Annotated in this window: 20 protein-coding genes, 1 pseudogene and 1 riboswitch; of the genes and pseudogenes, 18 read left to right on the top strand and 3 right to left on the bottom strand. The window is 41.0% G+C overall.

Translation table 11 applies throughout. The annotated features are described in order from the left end of the window. Nucleotides 1-75: 75 nt before the first annotated feature. The 5 genes and pseudogenes from SK578_RS08625 to SK578_RS08605 all read left to right on the top strand — a co-directional run bounded on the left by SK578_RS08625 (nucleotide 76) and on the right by SK578_RS08605 (nucleotide 7,955). Complete coding sequence (locus SK578_RS08625; protein WP_042751663.1) at nucleotides 76-1,935, top strand: DNA methyltransferase; 1,860 nt, start codon at nucleotides 76-78, stop codon at nucleotides 1,933-1,935. 3 nt (nucleotides 1,936-1,938) lie between these two features. Beyond that, a pseudogene (locus tag SK578_RS08620) lies at nucleotides 1,939-4,580 on the top strand (DEAD/DEAH box helicase family protein). Between the two features lie 185 nt (nucleotides 4,581-4,765). Beyond that, nucleotides 4,766-4,854: riboswitch (glycine riboswitch) on the top strand. 90 nt (nucleotides 4,855-4,944) lie between these two features. Beyond that, the gene (locus tag SK578_RS08615; protein WP_042751662.1) at nucleotides 4,945-6,267 is read left to right on the top strand and encodes an alanine/glycine:cation symporter family protein; all 1,323 of its coding nucleotides are present in this window, start codon (nucleotides 4,945-4,947) and stop codon (nucleotides 6,265-6,267) included. A 131-nt stretch (nucleotides 6,268-6,398) separates the two neighbouring features. Continuing rightward, complete coding sequence (locus tag SK578_RS08610; protein ID WP_042751860.1) at nucleotides 6,399-6,947, top strand: carboxymuconolactone decarboxylase family protein; 549 nt, start codon at nucleotides 6,399-6,401, stop codon at nucleotides 6,945-6,947. Between the two features lie 108 nt (nucleotides 6,948-7,055). Then, the gene (locus tag SK578_RS08605) at nucleotides 7,056-7,955 is read left to right on the top strand and encodes a TDT family transporter (protein ID WP_042751661.1); all 900 of its coding nucleotides are present in this window, start codon (nucleotides 7,056-7,058) and stop codon (nucleotides 7,953-7,955) included. 24 nt (nucleotides 7,956-7,979) lie between these two features. Here SK578_RS08605 and serS read toward each other — a convergent pair whose 3' ends face one another. From serS to SK578_RS08590, 3 genes are all read right to left on the bottom strand, one after another. Beyond that, nucleotides 7,980-9,254, bottom strand: coding sequence for a serine--tRNA ligase (serS, locus tag SK578_RS08600; protein ID WP_042751660.1), 1,275 nt, complete (start codon nucleotides 9,252-9,254; stop codon nucleotides 7,980-7,982). 213 nt (nucleotides 9,255-9,467) lie between these two features. After that, nucleotides 9,468-9,839: a DUF956 family protein gene (locus SK578_RS08595; protein WP_042751659.1), complete on the bottom strand. Its 372-nt coding sequence runs from the start codon at nucleotides 9,837-9,839 to the stop codon at nucleotides 9,468-9,470. Between the two features lie 2 nt (nucleotides 9,840-9,841). Beyond that, entirely contained in the window at nucleotides 9,842-11,206 is a 1,365-nt protein-coding gene (locus SK578_RS08590) for an aspartate kinase (protein ID WP_042751658.1), read from the bottom strand. A 212-nt stretch (nucleotides 11,207-11,418) separates the two neighbouring features. On the opposite strand from SK578_RS08590, the gene SK578_RS08585 reads away from it, so the two are divergent. The 13 genes from SK578_RS08585 to SK578_RS08525 all read left to right on the top strand — a co-directional run bounded on the left by SK578_RS08585 (nucleotide 11,419) and on the right by SK578_RS08525 (nucleotide 21,978). Then, nucleotides 11,419-12,204 carry an enoyl-CoA hydratase gene (locus SK578_RS08585; RefSeq protein ID WP_042751657.1) on the top strand — a complete coding sequence of 262 codons (786 nt, stop codon included), beginning with the start codon at nucleotides 11,419-11,421 and terminating at the stop codon, nucleotides 12,202-12,204. 93 nt (nucleotides 12,205-12,297) lie between these two features. After that, nucleotides 12,298-12,732, top strand: coding sequence for a fatty acid biosynthesis transcriptional regulator FabT (fabT, locus tag SK578_RS08580; RefSeq protein WP_000386356.1), 435 nt, complete (start codon nucleotides 12,298-12,300; stop codon nucleotides 12,730-12,732). Continuing rightward, a complete protein-coding gene (locus SK578_RS08575; protein WP_042751656.1) occupies nucleotides 12,732-13,706 on the top strand; it encodes a beta-ketoacyl-ACP synthase III in 975 nt (324 codons plus the stop codon). Before fabT ends, SK578_RS08575 begins: the two co-directional genes overlap by 1 nt. A 58-nt stretch (nucleotides 13,707-13,764) precedes the next feature. Continuing rightward, complete coding sequence (locus tag SK578_RS08570) at nucleotides 13,765-13,989, top strand: acyl carrier protein (protein ID WP_000257838.1); 225 nt, start codon at nucleotides 13,765-13,767, stop codon at nucleotides 13,987-13,989. Between the two features lie 116 nt (nucleotides 13,990-14,105). Further along, on the top strand, nucleotides 14,106-15,080 hold the full coding sequence (fabK, locus tag SK578_RS08565) for an enoyl-[acyl-carrier-protein] reductase FabK (protein WP_042751655.1): 975 nt from the start codon (nucleotides 14,106-14,108) through the stop codon (nucleotides 15,078-15,080). Next, the gene (gene fabD, locus SK578_RS08560; protein WP_042751654.1) at nucleotides 15,073-15,996 is read left to right on the top strand and encodes an ACP S-malonyltransferase; all 924 of its coding nucleotides are present in this window, start codon (nucleotides 15,073-15,075) and stop codon (nucleotides 15,994-15,996) included. The genes fabK and fabD overlap by 8 nt, the downstream gene beginning before the upstream one ends. Nucleotides 15,997-16,036: 40 nt before the next feature. After that, entirely contained in the window at nucleotides 16,037-16,768 is a 732-nt protein-coding gene (gene fabG / locus SK578_RS08555) for a 3-oxoacyl-[acyl-carrier-protein] reductase (protein WP_042751653.1), read from the top strand. 21 nt (nucleotides 16,769-16,789) lie between these two features. Beyond that, nucleotides 16,790-18,025, top strand: coding sequence for a beta-ketoacyl-ACP synthase II (fabF, locus tag SK578_RS08550; RefSeq protein WP_042751652.1), 1,236 nt, complete (start codon nucleotides 16,790-16,792; stop codon nucleotides 18,023-18,025). Nucleotides 18,026-18,027: 2 nt separating this feature from the next. Beyond that, nucleotides 18,028-18,513, top strand: coding sequence for an acetyl-CoA carboxylase biotin carboxyl carrier protein (gene accB, locus SK578_RS08545; protein WP_042751651.1), 486 nt, complete (start codon nucleotides 18,028-18,030; stop codon nucleotides 18,511-18,513). Then, nucleotides 18,510-18,932, top strand: a complete 423-nt coding sequence (gene fabZ / locus SK578_RS08540) for a 3-hydroxyacyl-ACP dehydratase FabZ (protein WP_000565515.1) — start codon at nucleotides 18,510-18,512, stop codon at nucleotides 18,930-18,932. Before accB ends, fabZ begins: the two co-directional genes overlap by 4 nt. Nucleotides 18,933-18,943: 11 nt before the next feature. After that, the gene (gene accC / locus SK578_RS08535; protein ID WP_000488685.1) at nucleotides 18,944-20,311 is read left to right on the top strand and encodes an acetyl-CoA carboxylase biotin carboxylase subunit; all 1,368 of its coding nucleotides are present in this window, start codon (nucleotides 18,944-18,946) and stop codon (nucleotides 20,309-20,311) included. A 36-nt stretch (nucleotides 20,312-20,347) separates the two neighbouring features. Beyond that, nucleotides 20,348-21,214, top strand: coding sequence for an acetyl-CoA carboxylase, carboxyltransferase subunit beta (gene accD / locus SK578_RS08530; RefSeq protein ID WP_042751650.1), 867 nt, complete (start codon nucleotides 20,348-20,350; stop codon nucleotides 21,212-21,214). Next, the gene (locus SK578_RS08525) at nucleotides 21,211-21,978 is read left to right on the top strand and encodes an acetyl-CoA carboxylase carboxyl transferase subunit alpha (RefSeq protein ID WP_042751649.1); all 768 of its coding nucleotides are present in this window, start codon (nucleotides 21,211-21,213) and stop codon (nucleotides 21,976-21,978) included. The genes accD and SK578_RS08525 overlap by 4 nt, the downstream gene beginning before the upstream one ends. Nucleotides 21,979-22,021: the final 43 nt, after the last annotated feature.

Below are 22,021 nucleotides of genomic sequence, written 5' to 3'. Positions count from 1 at the left end.
CCCTTCCTTTATATATACATATAAAGGAATACTATCAGCTCTTCACAAATTTTAAGTGAGAAGGAGATTCCGTATATGAAACATGAATTAGAGCAGGTTCTCTCTAAAAATCCTAAGTTTTTAGTGGATGGTGTGCTAAATAAAAATAAGCTGGCTGAGCTGGCACGGCAGTACAGTCCTGACTTACTCAATCAGTTGAGTAGTAATGAAAAAATGACCAATCATTTCTTTTCAAAGCTACAAAATGGGGTATTGGTCTTTAAAAAAGATATCTTTTTGCAATTTCTAAATAACAAGGAGTTCTTGCCTGACAGCTTTACAGCCTACAAAACAAAAATAGGTCTTGGAATGCCAGACAGAAATTATCTTTCTGAAAATAAAGAAGTTGTGCTGAATTTTCCTTATAAAGATTGTGTGCTTGAGGGAGGGCAAACCAAGGACGATGTGAAACGTCAAGAGGTTTTCTTTAATGAAACACTCGCTCCAACAGAAATCAATCGTTTACTGGATGATAAGGTCTTGACTAACTTTAAACGTTATGACGAAACTGGCGAGCATAACGTGGAAGAGATAAAAGATACTGATAATCTTATCATCAAAGGGAATAATCTTATCGTTCTGCATAGTTTGAAAAAGCGTTTTGCTGGGAAAGTCAAACTCATTTATATTGATCCGCCTTACAATACAGGTAATGATAGCTTTAATTACAATGATAGCTTCAATCATTCAACATGGTTAATTTTTATGAAGAATCGTTTAGAGGTGGCTCGGGAGTTGCTGAGTGATGATGGCTTAATTTTTGTACAATGTGATGACAATGAACAAGCATATCTAAAAGTTTTGATGGATGAGGTGTTCAGCAGAAATAATTTTATCTCAAATATTGTCTGGAAAGGTCGAGGAGGTCGTCAAGATAGTAAATATATTGCTCAAATTCACGAAACTATAATTTTTTACGCCAAAAATAAAGAACGAGCAATCTTGAATAAAGCTTTTATCGAAGACACTTCAAACTATGCTTATGAAGATAGCCGAGGAAACTATAAAACTCAGCTTATTCGAAAATGGGGAAGCAACAGTCGAAGAGAAGACCGCCCTAACCTCTTCTATGAAGTTGAATTTGAGGGTAATAAAGTATTGCCAATCTTACCGAATGGAGATGATGGGTGCTGGAGATGGAGTAAAAATAGACTTGAAGAAGCTATAAAAAATGATATGGTAGTGTCACTTGAAAAAGATGGTAGAACAGAGCTCTACGAAAAAATATATAAAGGTGATGGGAAGAAACAAACAGTTTTTACATCTTGGATTGATGAAAGTTTTTCTGGTCAGGGAACTAAAGTTTTAGAAGAAATTTTCAAAGAAAAAGTTTTTGATTACCCTAAGCCAGAACAGCTGGTTAAAAAGTTTATTGATTTAACGACCGATGATGGAGACATCGTCCTAGATTACCACCTCGGATCAGGTACAACAGCAGCCGTTGCCCATAAAATGAACCGCCAGTACATTGGTATTGAACAAATGGACTACATTGAGACCGTGTCCGTTAAACGTTTGGAAAAAGTGATTGAGGGCGAACAAGGTGGTATTTCAAAATCTGTCGACTGGCAGGGTGGAGGTTCGTTTGTCTACTGCGAACTCAAAAATGATGCCCAGGATTTTAAAAATACAGTCTTAGAGGCAAGAGAGTCTGAAACTCTATCTCAACTATTTGAACAGGCTAAAAAGTCTTCGTTCCTATCTTATCGTGTCGACCCTAAAAAGTTGAAAAAGTCAGAGTTCGAAAAACTTTCACTAGCTGAACAAAAACAAGTCTTGCTGGAGTTGGTGGATAATAATAACCTGTATGTTAATTACTCAGAGATAGATGATAGCGACTATGGCATTTCACTAGAAGAGAAAAAACTCAATAAAGACTTCTATGGAGAGGAGTAAGTGATGGCTTTTGTGTATGAAATTTATAAGCAAGCTAGTGAAAATGGCTTCATTGACTTTAAGGCAAGCATTCCAGACTACATCACGCAAAATCTGAAATTTCCACTGCGTCCTTACCAGAAAGAGGCGTTAGGGAGGTATCTTTACTACAAAAGGGATGAGAAGAATCGAAAAAAACCAGAACAAGTCCTCTACAATATGGCGACCGGTTCAGGAAAAACTTTGCTGATGGCAGCGATTATCCTCGAAAAATTTAAACAGGGTGAACGCAATTTTATTTTTTTGTTAATAACGACAATATCCTTACCAAGACAAGGGCAAACTTCTTGCCTAATGAGATGGGAAAATACTTGTTTGCGGATAAAATAACGATTGATAATCAAGTGGTGGGAGTACGTGAAGTGACAGATTTTTCCGATAGTCAGCCTGATAGTATCAATATTGTTTTTACAACCATTCAAAAACTTCACCAAGATTTAAACACCCCAAGGGAAAATCGCCTAACTTATGAGCAATTTGAAGATTTGTCGCTTGTGTTATTGGCAGATGAGGCTCATCACTTGAATGCTGGACTCGGTAAGAAAGAAAAAGATGAGAACGACAGCTGGACGGCGACGATTGAAAACATTCAAAGTACAGCACGTAAATCTTCTTTATTTGAATTTACAGCAACCATTGACTTAGCAAATCCAGATATTGCCAAAAAATATGAAAAATCTTTGATTTTCAAGTATGACTTGAAAGAGTTCCGCTTGGATAAGTACTCTAAAGATGTTCTTTTCCACTTAGTAGATAATGAACTTCCAACTCGTATGTTGCAGGCAATCATTATCAGCCAATACCGCAAGAAAATCGCTTTGAAACATGGCATCAACCTCAAACCTTTGGTCTTGTTTAAGTCGCAAAAAATTGCTGAAAATAAAGGAAACTTAGAGGCTTTTTTGGATATGTTAGCCAATCTGTCAGTAGAACAAGTACAGTCTCAAAAAAACTTAACTGCAAATGATGAGGAGCAAAAAAATATCTTGGAAAAAGCATTTGCTTTTTTTGAGGAGTCTGGACTTTCTTTTCAAGATTTAATTGAGGAATTGCAGGAAGATTTTCGCCGTGAACGCTTACTCGTGATTGATGGGAAAAACAAGACTAGCAACAATTTAGTGGAGTTGAATACTCTGGAACTCCCTTCAAATGAAATTCGTGCTATTTTTGCAGTTGATATGCTCAACGAAGGCTGGGATGTTTTGAATCTTTTTGATATTGTTCGCCTTTACGATATTCGTGATGGTAAGACAACAAAGAACGGTTTTGTCGCAGGGAACACTACCAATGCAGAAAAGCAACTCATTGGTCGTGGTGCACGTTATTATCCCTTTGTGATTGATAATCAAATCGAGGAGAAGTTCACTCGTAAATTTGATGAAAATGAAAACAATGAACTTCGTGTCATAGAACAGCTTCATTATCATTCTGCCAATAATCCTCGCTATATTTCTGAATTAAAGCAAGTCTTGCGTGAGTCTGGAATTTTTGATGATGTCAATTTAGAAGAGCGTGAATTAAAGCTAAAAGAGTCTTTCAAACAAACACGAACCTATATAGAGGGTCTTGTTTGGATGAATAAACGTCTTTCTTATCAAGAATATGTCGAACAACGACAGGAAAGTTTGTTGGATACCTCTTTCATTCCTAGTTCCTTTGAGGTCAGTTTACCGACTTTCAACACAAGAGATTTTGAAGCTTTCTCAGAAGATGATATTTTTGCGACTGATTCGACAAACACCTTAAATTTCGAGTTTGGAAAAGAAATTACTTCCAATATTGTTCGAGCAGCTATCAATCGCAATAAACAGTATACCTTTAAAAACTTACAGAAAGCTTTCTTTGGCTTGAGTGGTGTATCTGCCTTCATCGAAATGCTTTCAAAAGTTAATATTATAGTAGAATCTTCTTTATCACAAATAAGTGAGTTAACTTCAGACCAGAAACTCTATATTGCAGAACAGCTTTTATATAGCATTGAAAAAGATATCGTTCCAACTGAAGAGCGCTTTTATGGTTCAGCTAACTTTGAATCTGTTCCTGTACGTGAAGTTTTTGAAGAGAATATTTTGAGAAAGTATACTGTTAATGTAAATGGGAATGCAGAGTTTGGACGGTCACAAAAAACCAAGTCTGAAACAGAGATTTTTGAAAATATCGATCAACTAGATTGGTATGCCTATGATGATAACTTTGGAACAAGCGAGGAGAAATATCTGGTGCGTGCTATCCGTGAATTGATGAATGATTTGCAGGAAAAGTGGTCTGATATTTATCTTTTGCGAAATGAGAAAGCAGTGAAAATCTATAGTTTTGATGAAGGGTGTGCTTTTGAGCCTGACTTTATCTTGCTTGCAAATGATAAAAAAGTTGGAAATACTTCTTGGCAGATTTTCATTGAGCCAAAAGGAAGTCAATTTTTGGATAGTAATAATACCTTCAAAAATAGTAAAGAAGGCTGGAAAGAGAAATTCTTACTGCAAATTACTGAAAGAGATGAGGCAAGAACTTTGTTGGACGATGAACGTTATCGTATCGTCGGTCTTCCTTTCTTTAATAATGAGATGAGCAGAGAAGTTGTAAATAGTAATTTAAAAGATTTATAGCGTAAATTGGGGAGTTTATGATTTCGAAAATCATTACCAAGTTTAGTTAACTGAGTCAAATAAGAATTTCCCAAAACACATTGACAAAAGCCAACATTTTTTGTAAAATAAGAATCAATTAAATACCAACACCGAATGAAGTTTAATAGAAGTGGCGAATCGTTTGATTTTCCATGACTGTAAATGGACGGAACTCTGGAGAGACCGTAAAGGCACCGAAGGGGCAAGGCAGGCAACTGCTCAAACTCTCAGGTAAAAGGACAGAGCTAGGATAGACCGCTTTTTAGCATTTATCTAAGCATTCCAGAGTACATGTATCTTGCATGTGCTCTTTCTTTTGGGGTTGAAAAGATAGGAGAAGGAAATGTTAGAATTGCTTAAATCAATCGATGCTTTTGCTTGGGGACCACCCCTCTTGATTTTATTGGTCGGGACAGGGATTTACCTAACTGCTCGTCTAGGACTCTTGCAGGTTTTGCGTCTCTCTAAGGCCTTTCAGCTTATTTTTATCAAGGATAAGGGGCATGGGGATGTATCCAGTTTTGCGGCCTTGTGTACAGCCCTGGCAGCGACAGTTGGTACGGGAAATATTATCGGGGTGGCGACAGCTATCAAGGTCGGTGGACCAGGAGCCCTCTTTTGGATGTGGATGGCGGCTTTCTTTGGAATGGCAACCAAGTATGCGGAAGGTTTATTAGCTATTAAATACAGGACTAAAGACGATAACGGTGCTGTTGCAGGGGGTCCCATGCACTATATACTTTTGGGTATGGGAGAAAAGTGGAGACCACTTGCCATCTTTTTTGCTATAGCAGGTGTCTTAGTAGCTTTGTTGGGAATCGGAACCTTCACTCAAGTCAACTCGATTACAGAATCTATCCAAAATACAACGACTATTTCGCCAGCTATCACGGCTCTCGTTTTGTCTGTCTTAGTAGCGATTGCCGTTTTTGGCGGACTCAAGTCTATTTCAAAGGTTTCAACTACTGTTGTTCCTTTTATGGCCATCATCTATATTTTGGGAACTCTTACAGTTATTTTCTTTAATATCGGGAAAATTCCTTCTACAATCGCTTTAATCTTGACATCCGCTTTTAGTCCTGTTGCTGCGATAGGTGGATTTGCTGGTGCTAGCATTCGGATGGCTATCCAAAATGGTGTTGCGCGTGGTGTCTTTTCAAACGAATCTGGTCTAGGTTCTGCTCCCATTGCAGCTGCTGCAGCTAAGACAAATGAACCAGTAGAGCAAGGTTTGATTTCCATGACAGGAACCTTTATTGATACCCTCATCATTTGTACTCTGACTGGTTTGACTATCTTGGTAACTGGAGTATGGAATAGTGACTTGAATGGAGTGGCTTTGACTCAGTCAGCCTTCTCAACAGTCTTTTCACACTTTGGACCTGCCCTCTTGACCATTTTCCTTGTACTCTTTGCCTTTACAACGATTCTAGGTTGGAACTACTATGGAGAACGCTGTTTCGAGTTCCTCTTTGGTGTTCGTTTTATCTGGCTCTACCGTGTGATTTTTGTGCTCATGGTCTTGCTGGGAGGATTTATCGAGTTGGATATGGTTTGGATTATCGCAGATATCGTCAACGCTTTGATGGCTCTGCCAAACTTGATTGCCCTCTTAGTTTTATCACCAGTTGTTATTGCTGAGACTAAAAAGTATTTTAATAAATAATAGAATCACACATCGCGTGTGATTTTTTGCTTTCATAAAAAATTTCTATCAGTGCAATTTAAAATATATATTATACACGGTATAGAATCTGTGATAGACTAGGTTTCAACAACATGAAAAGAGGTTTTATGATGACAACATTTACAATCCATACAGTAGAATCAGCACCAGCAGAAGTGAAAGAAGTTCTTGAAACAGTAGAAAAAGACAACAATGGCTTTATTCCAAATCTAATCGGACTCTTGGCTAATGCACCTACTGCTTTAGAGGCTTACCGTACTGTCGGAGCTATCAACCGTCGCAACAGCCTGACACCTGTTGAGCGCGAAGTAGTGCAAATCACGGCAGCTGTGACCAATGGTTGTGCCTTCTGCGTCGCAGGTCACACAGCCTTTTCAATTAAACAAATCCAGATGAACGATGACCTGCTTCAAGCCCTTCGCAATCGTACTCCAATTGAAACAGATCCTAAATTGGACACCCTAGCTAAGTTTACCTTGGCAGTTATCAATACCAAGGGTCGTGTAGGAGATGAAGCCTTGTCTGAGTTTCTAGAAGTTGGCTATACCCAACAAAATGCCTTGGATGTGGTTCTTGGTGTCAGCCTAGCAAGTCTCTGTAACTATGCCAACAATCTAGCCAATACACCAATTAACCCAGAATTGCAACCTTATGCTTAATTCATATCTGAGTCAAATGAAGTCTGAAATAATCGGACTTCGTTTTTTATCCCCTCATTTAAGCGCTTTTATGCTATACTGAAACTAACATGATTATTGGAGGTTAGGATGAAAAAACTCCCCTTAGTATTTTCTGGTTGTTTGCTAGGTTTGGCAGGAGCTGGAAATCTCGTTTTAGATACGTTGCCAGTTCTGTCACATATACTGAGTTTATCAGGTTTAGTTTTATGGATTTACTTTCTGCTTTTGCATCTCTTTAATTGGAAGGAAGCCAAGCAAGAATTGACCAAGCCCCCTCTTTTGTCAGGGATGGCTACCTTTCCCATGGCTGGGATGATTTTATCAACGTATGTCTTTCGCGTATTCCCTCATCTTTCTTTGGTAGCACAAGGGCTCTGGTGGTTTTCATTTCTCTTGGATGTGACCTTGATTGCTGGTTTCACCATCAAGTTTGCTTGTCCGGGTCGGAGGGTTCATGCGACTCCTAGCTGGACGGTTCTCTATGTGGGGATAGCAGTGGCAGCCTTAACCTATCCTCTTGTAGGCATCATCGAAATTGCCTATGCGACCTTGAGTTTTGGTTTTCTCTTAACGTTCTATCTCTACCCGCTTATTTATAGCGATTTAAAGAAACATCCACTCCCATTAGCCATGCTTGGACAAGAAGGGATTTACTGTGCTCCTTTCTCTCTACTCTTGGCTTCCCTGGTTCGGGTTGGAGGAGTTAGCCTACCGACTTGGGTCTTGATTGTCATGCTCTTGGCCTCCCAATCCTTCTTTTTCTTTGTTTTGACTCGCCTACCCAATATTTTAAAACAAGGTTTCCAACCAGCTTTCTCAGCCCTCACCTTCCCAACCATTATCACAGCTACCTCGCTCAAGATGGCTCAGGGAATCTTGAAACTTCCATTTCTGGATTATCTGGTATTGGCTGAAACTATTATATGCCTAACTATTTTATTCTTTGTATTAGGTGCTTATTTGATTTGGTTACGAAAAAAGGTCTAGCTAGAAATAGCTAAACCTTATTTTTTATGGTTTGATAACTTCAGCTCCACCCATGTAAGGACGAAGAGCTTCTGGGATGGTCACAGAACCATCTGCATTTTGATAGTTTTCAAGAATAGCAGCCACTGTCCGTCCAACTGCAAGTCCAGAACCGTTCAAGGTATGAAGGAGTTTTACCTTGCCATCTGCTTCATCACGGTAACGGATTTGGGCACGACGGGCTTGGAAATCTTCTGTGTTTGAACAGCTTGAGATTTCACGGTAATTGTTTTGTGCTGGAATCCAAACTTCCAAGTCGTAAGTCTTCGCAGCTGAGAAGCCCATATCTCCAGTAGAGAGAGCAACGACACGGTATGGAAGGTTAAGTTTTTGAAGGATATTTTCAGCGTTGGCTGTCATTTTTTCCAATTCTTCGTAAGATTCTTCTGGTTTGGCAAATTTGACCATTTCAACCTTGTGGAATTGGTGCAAACGAATCAAGCCACGAGTATCACGACCAGCTGAACCAGCCTCAGAACGGAATGATGGACTCATAGCAGTGAAGTAGATTGGCAGGTCTTTACCGTCCAGGATTTCATCACGGTAGTAGTTTGTTAGAGGAACTTCAGCTGTAGGAATGAGGACGTAATTGCTGTCGCTCAATTCAAAAGTATCTTCCTTGAATTTTGGATATTGACCAGTACCAAACATAGAATCGTGGTTAACCATGTAAGGTGTGATGACTTCCGTATAGCCTTCCTTGCCATGCTCGTCCAACATAAAGTTGTAGAGAGCACGTTCCAAACGAGCACCGAGCCCTTTATAGAAGAGGAAGCGAGCGCCTGTTACTTTACCACCGCGTTCCCAGTCAAGAATACCAAGGTCTTCACCAAGATCCCAGTGGGCTTTTGGCTCGAAGTCAAACTCGCGTGGAGTCCCCCAACGGCGAACTTCCACATTGTCGTCTTCGTCAACCCCAACAGGAACGCTGTCAGCTGGGATGTTTGGAAGAGTAGTGGTAAATTCTGTCAATTTAGCATCGATTTCTGCCAATTCAGCATCCAAGGCTTTGACCTCAGTAGATAGATTTTGCATGGCAGCAATTTTGTCATCTGCATTTTCCTTGTTGCGCTTGGCTTGGGCAATTTCAGCAGAAACTGTGTTTCGTTCTGCTTTGAGAGTTTCAACCTTGACCAAAATGTCACGACGTTTAGCATCGATTTCTTTCATCTCATTCAAGATAGCAGCATCTACACCACGTGTAGCCAATTTTTTTGCGACAGCATCAAAGTCTGTACGAATGCGTTTGATATCTAACATAAGAACTCCTTTATGAAAAAAGCACACCTGACAAAGCGTTGGAGTGGCAGGGCCACGGTTCCATCCAACTTCACAGGTGTGCACTTGATTGTTTATGTAATTGTTATTAACGGTAGAATTTCACTTATCTCTCCTATCTGCTCGCAGCACCCGCAGACTTTCTGAAAGAAGAAGATAACCTACTTATCCGTTGCTATGATTATACTAAAGTTTCTACTTTTTTGCAAATAGATTTTTAAATTTTTGACCAATGGTCTGAATCAGGGTCGGAAGTTTGACGACCTTGTCATTACCCAGTTTTTCGCGAGCAATTTTGAGAATGGCACCTGAGTCTTTTGATGCAAAGAGGAATTTTCCTCTGTCTGTAAAGACTTCGAAGTGGCGACTGATTTTGCGACCAGTGACATTGGCCCCAATCTGGTTGATATGGTCCCAAGGAATCTGGATAAATTGTTCGACATTAACATCTGGGTAAAATTCTAGAGCCTGATCTCCGACAAGGAATTTCCCAACTTTTCCAGCGATAGAGAGGTAGGAAGTGCCTGTCGTGCTGAGAAGCACTGTTTTGTTAAGAGATTGGGCCATGATTAGTCTTCCTTACTTTCACCGAAAAAGGCATTGTAGAGGGCTTTAATTGCTGCTTTTTCTTGGTCTTTATTGACAACAAACATGATAGAAACTTCACTAGAACCTTGAGACATCATCTGGATATTGATCTTGTTTTCAGATAGAGCACGTGTAGCAGTAGCAGTTACTCCGATATGACTCTTCATTTTTTCTCCAACAATCATAATGATTGAAAGGTCGTGTTCGATTTCTGCATGGTCTACTTCAGCTTTTTGAACCAATTGACGCAGGATTTCTTCTTCCTTGATAGGAGTTAGTTCACGAGAACGGAGAATGATTGAAAGATCGTCGATACCAGTTGGCATATGTTCCCAACCAATGTTGAGGTCTTCAAGGATTTGCAGAACCTTGCGACCAAATCCAATTTCGCGGTTCATGAGGTATTTAGACATGTTGATGCTGACAAAGTCAGAATCACCGGCAATTCCTACAACTGGAAATTCATCACTACTGTGTTTTAGAACGATACGAGTACCTGGATGGTCAGGATTGTTGGTATTCTTGATAACCAGAGGAATTTTTCCTCGGTAGGCAGGAAGAAGAGCTTCGTCATGAAGAACTGAGAATCCTGCATAGGCCAACTCACGCATTTCACGGTAGGTTAACTCAGGAATCGAGTGTGGTTGGTGGATAATACCTGGGTGGGCTGCAAAGATACCATCAACGTCTGTAAAGTTTTCATAGAGGTCGGCTTTTACACCTGCAGCAATGATAGAACCTGTAATGTCTGATCCTCCACGCGAGAAGGTACAGATTTGATTTTCCTTGGTAACTCCAAAGAAACCAGGAATGACAAGGACTTCATTTGCATTTGTCAATTCTTCAATCTTGTCATAACTTGATGGCACGATGCGAGCGTTGCCCGGCTCACTTGTTACCACAATCCCAGCTTCTCTAGGGTGAACATAGCGTGCATCGATACCGTTTTGGTTAAAATAGGCAGCAATCAATTTGGCATTGTTGTTTTCACCCGCTGCTAGGAAAGTGTCGTAGAGAAATTCGTTTTCTTCGATAGGAAGAGTTGCCAAGGCCCGAATACTTTTTGAAATTTTTTCTAGAACAGCTGGTTTCAGTTCCAATTCACTAATCATAGCGGCATAGCGTTCAATAATCCAGTTCTGACTTTTGCTAATATCGTTACCAGCAACATAGTCGCGGTAGTATTTAATCAAGGCATCCGTAACCTTAGTATCTTCAGCATTGCGTTTACCAGGCGCAGAAACGACCACAAAACGACGCTCTGAATCACTTTTGACAATGTTTAAAACTTTTTCTAATTGACTAGCAGAGGCAAGAGAACTACCTCCAAATTTAACAACCTTCATAAGGACTCCTAAAGTAAGTATTTTATACGATTATAGCAGAAAGAGAGTCTTTTTTCAAATGAAGAAAATAATCCATTTTACAGGGAAAGATAAGGAATTTAAAATCGGCTGAGACACTTATTACATTCTTATTCTTGCTTTTTTAGAATAAAAAAGATATACTTTGATAATGAAATAATTTAACTTGCTTATGAAAATAAAAAGGAGTCCAGATGGAACATATTATTTATCAGCTTGAAGAGGATTTGGCAATTATTACTTTAAACCGTCCTGATGTCGCTAACGGCTTCCACATTCCTATGTGTGAGGAAATTTTAGAAGCCTTGACTCTGGCGGAAGAGGATCCAGCTGTGCATTTTATCTTGATCAATGCGAACGGCAAAGTCTTTTCAGTTGGGGGAGATTTAGTAGAGATGAAGAGGGCAGTGGATGAGGATGATATTCCATCATTGACGAAAATCGCAGAACTAGTCAATGCTATTTCTTATAAAATCAAGCAAATTGCAAAGCCTGTTTTGATGGAGGTTGATGGGGCTGTTGCAGGTGCTGCAGCGAATATTGCTGTTGCTGCAGATTTCTGTCTGGCAACGGATAAGGCTAAATTTATCCAAGCTTTTGTTGGAGTTGGTTTGGCTCCAGATGCAGGAGGAATTCATCTCTTGAGCCGAAGTATCGGTGTGACGCGTGCTGCTCAATTAGCTATGACAGGAGAGGCTTTGACAGCAGAAAAAGCTCTAGAGTGGGGTGTGGTTTACCGTATTTCTGAAGCTGATAAGTTAGAAAAAACCAGAGAACAGCTTCTTAAAAAATTAAGACGTGGTTCAAGTAATTCCTATGCTGCCATTAAGAAGTTGGTTTGGGAGAGCCAATTTAAAGATTGGCAAGATTATGCTGTTTTAGAACTGCATCTACAGGAATCACTAGCTAAAACAGAGGATTTCAAAGAGGGAGTTCGGGCTCATTCGGAGAGAAGAAGACCTAAATTTACAGGAAAATAAAAAAATACTTGCGCCATTCTTTGAACTTTGATATAATTCTTCTGTCAAATGTTTTGATTGTAAAAGTTTTTTTGAGAAGGAGGGAAAGAAAGTTTGGACTACCAACGAATTAATGAATATTTAACGTCTATATTTAACAATGTCCTCGTTATTGAGGAAGTTAGCTTGAGGGGTAGTCGTTTCAAGGATATCTCCATCAAAGAAATGCATACGATTGATGTGATTGGAAAAGTTCCAGATGTGACACCAAGTCAAGTGTCAAAAGAGTTGATGGTGACTCTTGGGACAGTTACGACTAGTTTGAATAATCTCGAACGTAAGGGTTATATTGAACGCATTCGTTCAGAACATGATCGACGTGTAGTGCATCTGCATTTGACAAAGAAAGGTCGCTTGGTTCATAGGCTACATAAACGCTTCCACAAGGCTATGGTTGAAAAAATCATTGATGGTATGAGTAAGCAAGAGATGGAGGTTATGAGCAAAGGTTTGACCAATCTTTATCAATTTTTGGAGGATTTGAGATAATGGCTTTTGCAAAAATAAGCCAGGTTGCTCATTATGTGCCAGAGCAAGTGGTTACAAATCATGATTTGGCTCAGATTATGGATACCAATGATGAGTGGATTTCAAGTCGGACGGGAATACGTCAAAGACATATTTCAAGAACAGAATCTACTAGTGATTTAGCTACAGAGGTTGCCAAGAAACTGATGGCAAAAGCTGGAATCACAGGAGAGGAGTTGGATTTTATCATCCTAGCTACCATTACTCCAGATTCGATGATGCCCTCAACAGCTGCTCGTGTCCAAGCCAATATTGGTGCTAATAAGGCCTTTGTTTTTGACCTAACAGCAGCTTGCAGTGGATTTGTATTTGCTCTTTCAACTGCTGAAAAGTTTATCGCTTCTGGTCGCTTTCAAAAAGGCTTGGTGATTGGTAGTGAAACCCTCTCTAAAGCAGTCGATTGGTCAGACCGATCAACAGCTGTTTTGTTTGGAGATGGTGCTGGTGGAGTCTTGCTAGAAGCTAGCGAGAAAGAGCATTTTTTGGCTGAGAGTCTCAATAGTGATGGGAGTCGTAGCGAGTGTCTAACTTATGGACATTCAGGGTTACATTCTCCATTTTCAGTTCAAGAAAGTGCAGATTCATTTTTGAAGATGGATGGGCGCGCAGTCTTTGATTTTGCTATTCGGGACGTAGCCAAGTCTATCAAGCAGACTATTGATGAATCTCCTATAGAGGCGACAAACTTGGATTATCTGCTACTTCATCAGGCTAATGACCGTATTTTGGATAAGATGGCTAGAAAAATCGGTGTTAACCGAGATAAAATTCCAGCCAATATGATGGAATATGGGAACACCAGTGCAGCCAGTATCCCGATTTTACTTTCAGAGTGTGTAGAACAAGGCCTCATCCGTTTAGATGGTAGCCAGACTGTTCTACTATCAGGCTTCGGTGGAGGCTTGACATGGGGCACGCTCATTCTTACAATTTAGGTAATCATGTGGTGAACACATTGTTATAAAAAACTATTTATTTTAAAGGAGTCCTATCATGGCAGTATTTGAAAAAGTACAAGAAATTATCGTTGAAGAACTTGGAAAAGACGCATCAGAAGTAACACTTGAATCAACTTTTGATGACTTGGACGCAGATTCATTGGACTTGTTCCAAGTAATCTCAGAAATCGAAGATGCTTTTGATATCCAAATCGAAGCAGAAGATGACTTGAAAACAGTTGGTGACTTGGTTGCCTACGTTGAAGAGCAAACAAAATAAACAGAATATAGATAGAAGGAGTAGGGAAACCCGCTCCCTCTTGTTTAGGCAATAGTTTGATTGTCAAATTATGACGATATCGAACTATTACGTAAGCAAGAAACGATGGAGGCACTATGAAAACGCGTATTACAGAATTATTGAACATTGATTATCCTATCTTTCAAGGAGGAATGGCTTGGGTTGCTGATGGTGATTTGGCAGGGGCTGTTTCCAAAGCTGGAGGACTAGGGATTATCGGTGGGGGGAATGCCCCTAAAGAAGTTGTCAAGGCAAATATTGATAAAATCAAATCATTGACTGATAAACCCTTCGGTGTCAACATCATGCTTTTGTCTCCCTTTGTGGAAGATATTGTAGACCTCGTTATTGAGGAAGGTGTTAAGGTAGTGACAACAGGAGCAGGAAATCCAAGCAAATACATGGAACGTTTCCATGAAGCTGGTATTACAGTTATTCCTGTTGTACCAAGTGTTGCCCTAGCTAAACGCATGGAAAAAATAGGCGCGGACGCTGTAATTGCAGAAGGAATGGAAGCTGGGGGACATATTGGGAAATTAACAACCATGACATTGGTGCGTCAGGTTGCTGCTGCTGTATCTATTCCTGTTATTGCTGCAGGAGGGATTGCGGATGGTGAAGGTGCTGCGGCTGGCTTTATGCTAGGGGCAGAGGCTATTCAGGTTGGAACTCGTTTTGTCGTTGCAAAAGAGTCTAATGCCCATCCAAATTATAAGGCGAAAATTTTAAAAGCTAGAGATATTGATACTACGATTTCAGCTCAACACTTTGGACATGCTGTTCGCGCGATTAAAAATCAGTTGACTCGTGATTTTGAACAAGCTGAAAAAGATGCTTTTAAACAAGAAAATCCAGATTTGGAAATTTTTGAACAAATGGGAGCAGGTGCACTAGCCAAAGCGGTTGTTCACGGAGATGTGGATGGAGGCTCTGTCATGGCAGGTCAGATCGCAGGACTTGTTTCCAAAGAAGAAACAGCTGAAGAAATCCTAAAAGATTTGTATTACGGAGCAGCTAAGAAAATTCAAGAAGAAGCCTCTCGTTGGGCAGGAGTTGTAAGAAATGACTAAAACAGCCTTTTTATTTGCTGGTCAAGGTGCCCAGTATCTAGGTATGGGACGGGATCTCTATGATCACTACCCTATTGTCAAAGAAACGATTGATCAAGCAAGTCAGGTGCTTGGTTACGATTTGCGTCATCTCATTGATAGGGAAGAAGAAAAACTTAACCAGACCCGCTATACGCAACCAGCTATTTTAGCGACTTCAGTTGCTATTTACCGTTTATTGCAAGAAAAGGGCTATCAGCCTGACATGGTTGCTGGTTTGTCTCTTGGAGAATACTCTGCCTTGGTAGCCAGCGGTGCCTTGGATTTTGAAGATGCGGTAGCCTTGGTTGCTAAGCGTGGCGCCTATATGGAAGAAGCGGTTCCTGCTGGCTCTGGTAAGATGGTGGCAGTTCTCAATACGCCAGTAGAGGTCATTGAAGAAGTCTGTCAAAAAGCTTCTGAACTTGGAGTAGTTACCCCAGCCAACTATAATACACCTGCACAAATCGTGATTGGTGGAGAAGTGGTTGCAGTTGATCGAGCTGTAGAACTCTTGCAGGAAGCAGGCGCCAAACGCTTGATTCCTCTCAAGGTTTCAGGGCCTTTTCATACCGCTCTTCTTGAGTCTGCTAGTCAGAAACTAGCTGAAGCTCTAGCTCAGGTAAGTTTTTCAGATTTTACTTGTCCCCTAGTCGGCAATACAGAAGCTGCTGTTATGCAAAAAGAAGACATAGCTCGACTCTTGACGCGTCAGGTCAAGGAACCAGTTCGTTTCTATGAAAGTATTGCGGTTATGCAAGAAGCAGGCGTAACCAATTTTATCGAGATTGGACCGGGGAAAGTCTTGTCAGGCTTTGTCAAAAAAATTGATAAGACAGCTAAACTAGCCAATGTTGAAGATCAGGCGAGTTTGGAAGCCTTGCTAGAAAACGAGTAATCCCTTCTCCCATAAATACAAGAGGAAACAGGAGAAAAGAATGCAACTAAAAAATAAAAATATCTTTATTACAGGTTCGAGTCGTGGAATTGGTCTTGCCATTGCTCACAAGTTTGCTCAAGCGGGAGCCAATATTGTTTTAAACAGTCGTGGGGAAATTTCAGAAGAATTGCCCGCTGAGTTTTCAAACTATGGTGTCAAGGTGGTTCCCATTTCAGGAGATGTATCAGATTTTGCAGACGCTAAGCGTATGGTTGATCAAGCTATTGCAGAGCTGGGTTCAGTAGATGTTTTGGTCAACAATGCAGGGATTACCCAAGATACCCTAATGCTCAAGATGACAGAGACAGATTTTGAAAAAGTGCTCAAGGTTAACTTGACTGGTGCCTTTAACATGACACAATCAGTCTTGAAACCGATGATGAAAGCCAGAGAAGGTGCTATCATTAATATGTCTAGTGTTGTTGGTTTGATGGGAAATATCGGTCAAGCTAACTATGCAGCTTCTAAGGCTGGTTTGATTGGTTTTACCAAGTCTGTGGCGCGTGAAGTGGCCAATCGCAATATCAGGGTTAATGCTATTGCACCTGGAATGATTGAGTCCGATATGACAGCTGTTCTATCAGACAAGGTAAAAGATGCCATGCTGGCACAAATTCCTATGAAAGAATTTGGGCAGGCAGAGCAGGTTGCAGATTTGACAGTATTTTTAGCAGGCCAAGATTATCTAACTGGTCAAGTGGTTGCCATTGATGGTGGCCTAAGTATGTAGCGAAAGCTAGAGGTAAAAAAGATGAAACTAAATCGCGTAGTAGTAACAGGTTATGGAGTAACATCTCCAATCGGAAATACACCAGAAGAATTTTGGAATAGTTTGACAACTGGAAAAATCGGAATTGGTAAAATTACAAAATTTGACCATAGTGACTTTGATGTGCATAATGCAGCAGAAATCCAAGATTTTCCTTTTGATAAATACTTTGTTAAGAAAGATACCAATCGTTTTGATAACTACTCTTTGTATGCCTTGTACGCAGCCCAAGAAGCTGTCAATCATGCCAATTTGGATGTAGAGGCTCTTGATAAAGATCGTTTTGGTGTTATTGTGGCCTCTGGTATTGGTGGAATCAAAGAAATTGAAGATCAAGTACTTCGCCTAAATGACAAAGGGCCAAAACGTGTGAAACCATTGACCCTTCCGAAAGCCTTGCCAAATATGGCTTCAGGAAATGTTGCTATGCGTTTTGGAGCAAACGGTGTTTGTAAATCCATCAATACTGCCTGCGCTTCATCAAATGACGCGATTGGGGATGCCTTCCGCTCAATTAAGTTTGGTTTCCAAGATGTTATGTTGGTAGGTGGTTCAGAAGCCTCTATTACACCTTTTGCTATTGCTGGTTTCCAAGCCCTGACAGCTCTCTCAACTACAGAGGACTCAACTCGTGCTTCCATTCCATTTGATAAGGACCGTAATGGTTTTGTCATGGGTGAAGGTTCTGGGATGTTGGTTCTTGAAAGCCTTGAACACGCTGAAAAACGTGGGGCAACTATCCTTGCTGAAGTGGTTGGTTATGGACATACCTGTGATGCCTACCACATGACTTCACCACATCCAGAAGGTCAGGGAGCTATCAAGGCCATCAAACTAGCCTTGGAAGAAGCTGAGATTTCCCCAGAGCAAGTAGCCTATGTTAATGCTCACGGAACGTCAACTCCTGCTAATGAAAAAGGAGAAAGTGGTGCGATCGTAGCTGTTCTTGGTAAGGAAGTGCCTGTATCATCAACCAAGTCTTTCACAGGACATTTGCTGGGTGCTGCAGGTGCAGTAGAAGCTATCGTAACAATCGAGGCTATGCGTCATAACTTTGTACCAATGACAGCTGGGACAAGCGAAGTATCAGATTATATCGAAGCCAATGTCGTTTATGGACAAGGCTTGGAGCAAGAAATTCCATACGCTATTTCAAATACTTTTGGTTTTGGTGGCCACAATGCAGTTCTTGCTTTCAAACGTTGGGAGAATAAATAAGTATGAATTTAAACGATATTAAAGACTTGATGGCCCAATTTGACCAGTCAAGTTTGAGAGAGTTTTCTTATAAGAATGGGACGGATGAGTTGCAGTTTAGCAAGAATGAAGCGAGAATGGTGTCTGAAGTTGCAGCTCAAGTCGCTCCAGCGCCCGTTCTAGCAACACCGAGTCCAGTAGCTCCTACATCTGCTCCAGCAGAGACTGTAGCAGAAGAAGTTCCAGCTCTAGCTGAAACAAGTGTGACTGCTGAGGGAGATGTTGTGGAGAGTCCACTTGTTGGGGTGGCTTACTTGGCTGCTGGTCCTGATAAACCTGCATTCGTTACAGTTGGTGATAGTGTCAAAAAAGGTCAAACATTGGTGATTATCGAAGCCATGAAAGTCATGAATGAAATTCCAGCACCTAAGGATGGTGTGGTAACGGAAATTCTCGTTTCTAACGAAGAAATGGTTGAGTTTGGTAAAGGATTGGTACGTATCAAATGATTGATATTCAAGGAATCAAAGAAGCTCTTCCCCACCGTTATCCTATGCTCCTAGTAGACCGTGTCTTGGAAGTGAGCGAGGATACTATTGTTGCCATCAAAAATGTGACCATCAATGAGCCCTTCTTCAACGGTCATTTTCCTCAATACCCTGTCATGCCAGGTGTTCTGATCATGGAAGCATTGGCGCAAACAGCTGGTGTCTTGGAGTTGTCAAAACCTGAAAATAAAGGAAAACTGGTCTTTTACGCTGGTATGGACAAGGTTAAATTCAAGAAGCAAGTTGTACCAGGTGACCAATTGGTTATGACGGCAACGTTTGTAAAACGTCGCGGTACCATTGCCGTGGTTGAAGCAAAGGCTGAAGTGGATGGCAAGCTTGCAGCTAGTGGTACTCTTACCTTTGCAATAGGGAACTAAGGAGGTTCTCCATGTTTCGAAAAATTTTAATTGCCAATCGTGGTGAAATTGCGGTTCGTATTATCCGTGCTGCGCGTGAATTGGGCATTGCAACGGTGGCGGTTTATTCAACTGCTGATAAAGAAGCTCTTCATACGCTTTTGGCAGATGAAGCAGTTTGTATTGGCCCTGGTAAGCCAACAGAGTCTTATCTCAATATCAATGCGGTTCTATCAGCTGCAGTCTTGACTGAGGCAGAAGCCATTCACCCAGGTTTCGGATTTCTCAGTGAAAATTCCAAATTTGCGACCATGTGTGAAGAAGTTGGTATCAAGTTTATCGGCCCATCTGGTCATGTCATGGATATGATGGGGGATAAGATCAATGCGCGCGCTCAGATGATCAAAGCAGGTGTGCCTGTCATTCCAGGTTCGGATGGAGAAGTGCATAACTCTGAGGAAGCCTTGATTGTTGCTGAAAAAATTGGCTATCCTGTTATGCTCAAGGCTTCAGCAGGTGGAGGTGGTAAAGGGATTCGTAAGGTTGAAAAACCAGAAGACCTCGTTTCAGCCTTTGAAACTGCCTCTAGTGAAGCTAAGGCTAATTATGGCAATGGTGCCATGTACATTGAACGGGTTATCTATCCAGCTCGTCACATCGAAGTTCAAATCCTAGGAGATGAACATGGACATGTGATTCACTTGGGGGAACGGGATTGTTCTCTTCAACGGAATAATCAAAAGGTTTTAGAAGAAAGTCCTTCGATTGCAATCGGAAAAACGTTGCGCAATGAAATTGGTTCTGCTGCTGTTCGAGCTGCAGAGTCTGTTGGTTATGAGAATGCAGGGACCATTGAGTTTCTTCTTGATGAAGCCAGTGGCAAATTCTATTTCATGGAAATGAATACTCGTGTTCAGGTGGAACATCCAGTAACAGAATTTGTTTCAGGTGTGGATATCGTTAAGGAACAAATTCGCATTGCGGCAGGTCAGCCTCTGTCTGTTAAGCAAGAAGATATTGTTCTAAGAGGGCATGCTATCGAGTGTCGTATCAATGCAGAAAATCCAGCCTTTAACTTTGCTCCAAGTCCAGGTAAGATTACTAATCTCCATCTGCCAAGTGGTGGAGTTGGCTTGCGCGTAGATTCAGCAGTTTATCCAGGTTATACCATTCCGCCATATTATGATAGTATGATTGCCAAAATCATCGTTCACGGTGAAAATCGTTTTGATGCCTTGATGAAAATGCAACGTGCCCTCTATGAATTAGAGATTGAAGGGGTGCAGACCAATGCAGATTTCCAGCTTGACCTCATTTCAGATCGCAATGTCATTGCTGGAGATTACGACACTTCTTTCTTGATGGAAACATTCTTACCTAAATATCAAGAAAAAGAATAAAATGACTTCAAGAGTTTAAACCGAAAAGGGGAATCAATGGCTCTATTTAGTAAAAAAGATAAGTATATTCGAATCAATCCCAATCGTTCGGTTAGGGAAAAACCTCAAGCCAAGCCAGAGGTTCCAGATGAATTATTCTCCCAGTGTCCAGGCTGTAAGCATACCATTTATCAGAAGGATCTGGGAAGTGAGCGTATCTGTCCGCACTGTAGTTACACCTTTCGTATTTCTGCCCAAGAACGCTTGGCTTTGACGATTGATATGGGAACTTTCAAGGAATTGTTTACAGGGATTGAAAGCAAGGATCCCTTGCATTTCCCTGGTTATCAAAAGAAACTAGCAACTATGCGTGAAAAAACAGGTCTGGATGAAGCTGTTGTGACAGGAACAGCTCTTATTAAAGGTCAGACTGTGGCTCTTGGGATTATGGATTCTAACTTTATCATGGCTTCTATGGGTACGGTTGTAGGGGAAAAAATCACTCGTTTGTTTGAGTATGCGACTGTCGAAAAATTGCCAGTTGTCCTATTCACAGCCTCTGGTGGAGCCCGTATGCAGGAAGGAATCATGAGTCTCATGCAGATGGCCAAGATCTCTGCAGCAGTTAAACGGCATTCAAATGCTGGTCTCTTTTATCTGACCATTTTGACAGATCCAACGACAGGTGGTGTGACAGCTTCTTTTGCTATGGAAGGCGATATCATTCTGGCTGAACCACAGAGTTTGGTCGGTTTTGCTGGGCGTCGTGTGATTGAAAACACGGTTCGTGAAAGCTTGCCTGAGGATTTCCAAAAGGCAGAATTCCTATTGGAACATGGCTTTGTGGATGCTATTGTTAAAAGAAGAGACTTGCCAGATACGATTTCAAGCCTAGTCAGATTGCACGGAGGGGATCCTAGATGAATATTGCAAAAATAGTCAGAGAAGCGCGTGAGCAGAGTCGCTTGACAACCTTGGACTTTGCGACAGGCATTTTTGATGAATTTATCCAATTACACGGTGACCGTTCTTTTCGTGACGATGGTGCAGTTGTTGGTGGTATTGGCTGGCTTGGGGACCAAGCTGTAACAGTGGTTGGTATCCAAAAAGGCAAGAGTTTACAAGATAACCTCAAGCGGAATTTTGGTCAACCGCATCCAGAAGGCTACCGTAAGGCTCTACGGTTGATGAAACAGGCTGAAAAGTTTGGTCGTCCAGTTGTGACCTTTATTAATACTGCAGGTGCCTATCCTGGTGTCGGCGCGGAAGAACGCGGTCAAGGAGAAGCTATCGCTCGCAATCTCATGGAAATGAGTGACCTGAAAGTTCCGATTATTGCTATTATTATCGGTGAAGGTGGTTCAGGTGGAGCTCTGGCTCTAGCAGTCGCAGACCGTGTTTGGATGTTGGAAAATTCTATCTATGCCATTCTCAGTCCTGAAGGTTTTGCTTCCATTCTATGGAAGGACGGAACTCGTGCCATGGAAGCGGCAGAACTGATGAAAATCACTTCACACGAACTGTTAGAAATGGACGTGGTGGACAAGGTGATTTCTGAAGCAGGACTTTCTGGTAAGGAACTGATTAAGAGTGTCAAAAAAGAACTCCAAGATGAGCTAGCTATACTTTTACAAAAACCGTTAGAAGAGTTGTTGGAAGAACGTTACCAACGATTTAGAAAATACTAATACCTCAGAATACATAAAAACTAGAACTGGCAGTCAGTTCTAG

The sequence above is a fragment of the Streptococcus mitis genome (assembly GCF_000722755.1).
GTDB classification, from domain to species: domain Bacteria; phylum Bacillota; class Bacilli; order Lactobacillales; family Streptococcaceae; genus Streptococcus; species Streptococcus mitis_CM.
Note: the sequence above shows the minus strand (reverse complement) of the source record. Positions and strands in the feature narration are given on the sequence as shown.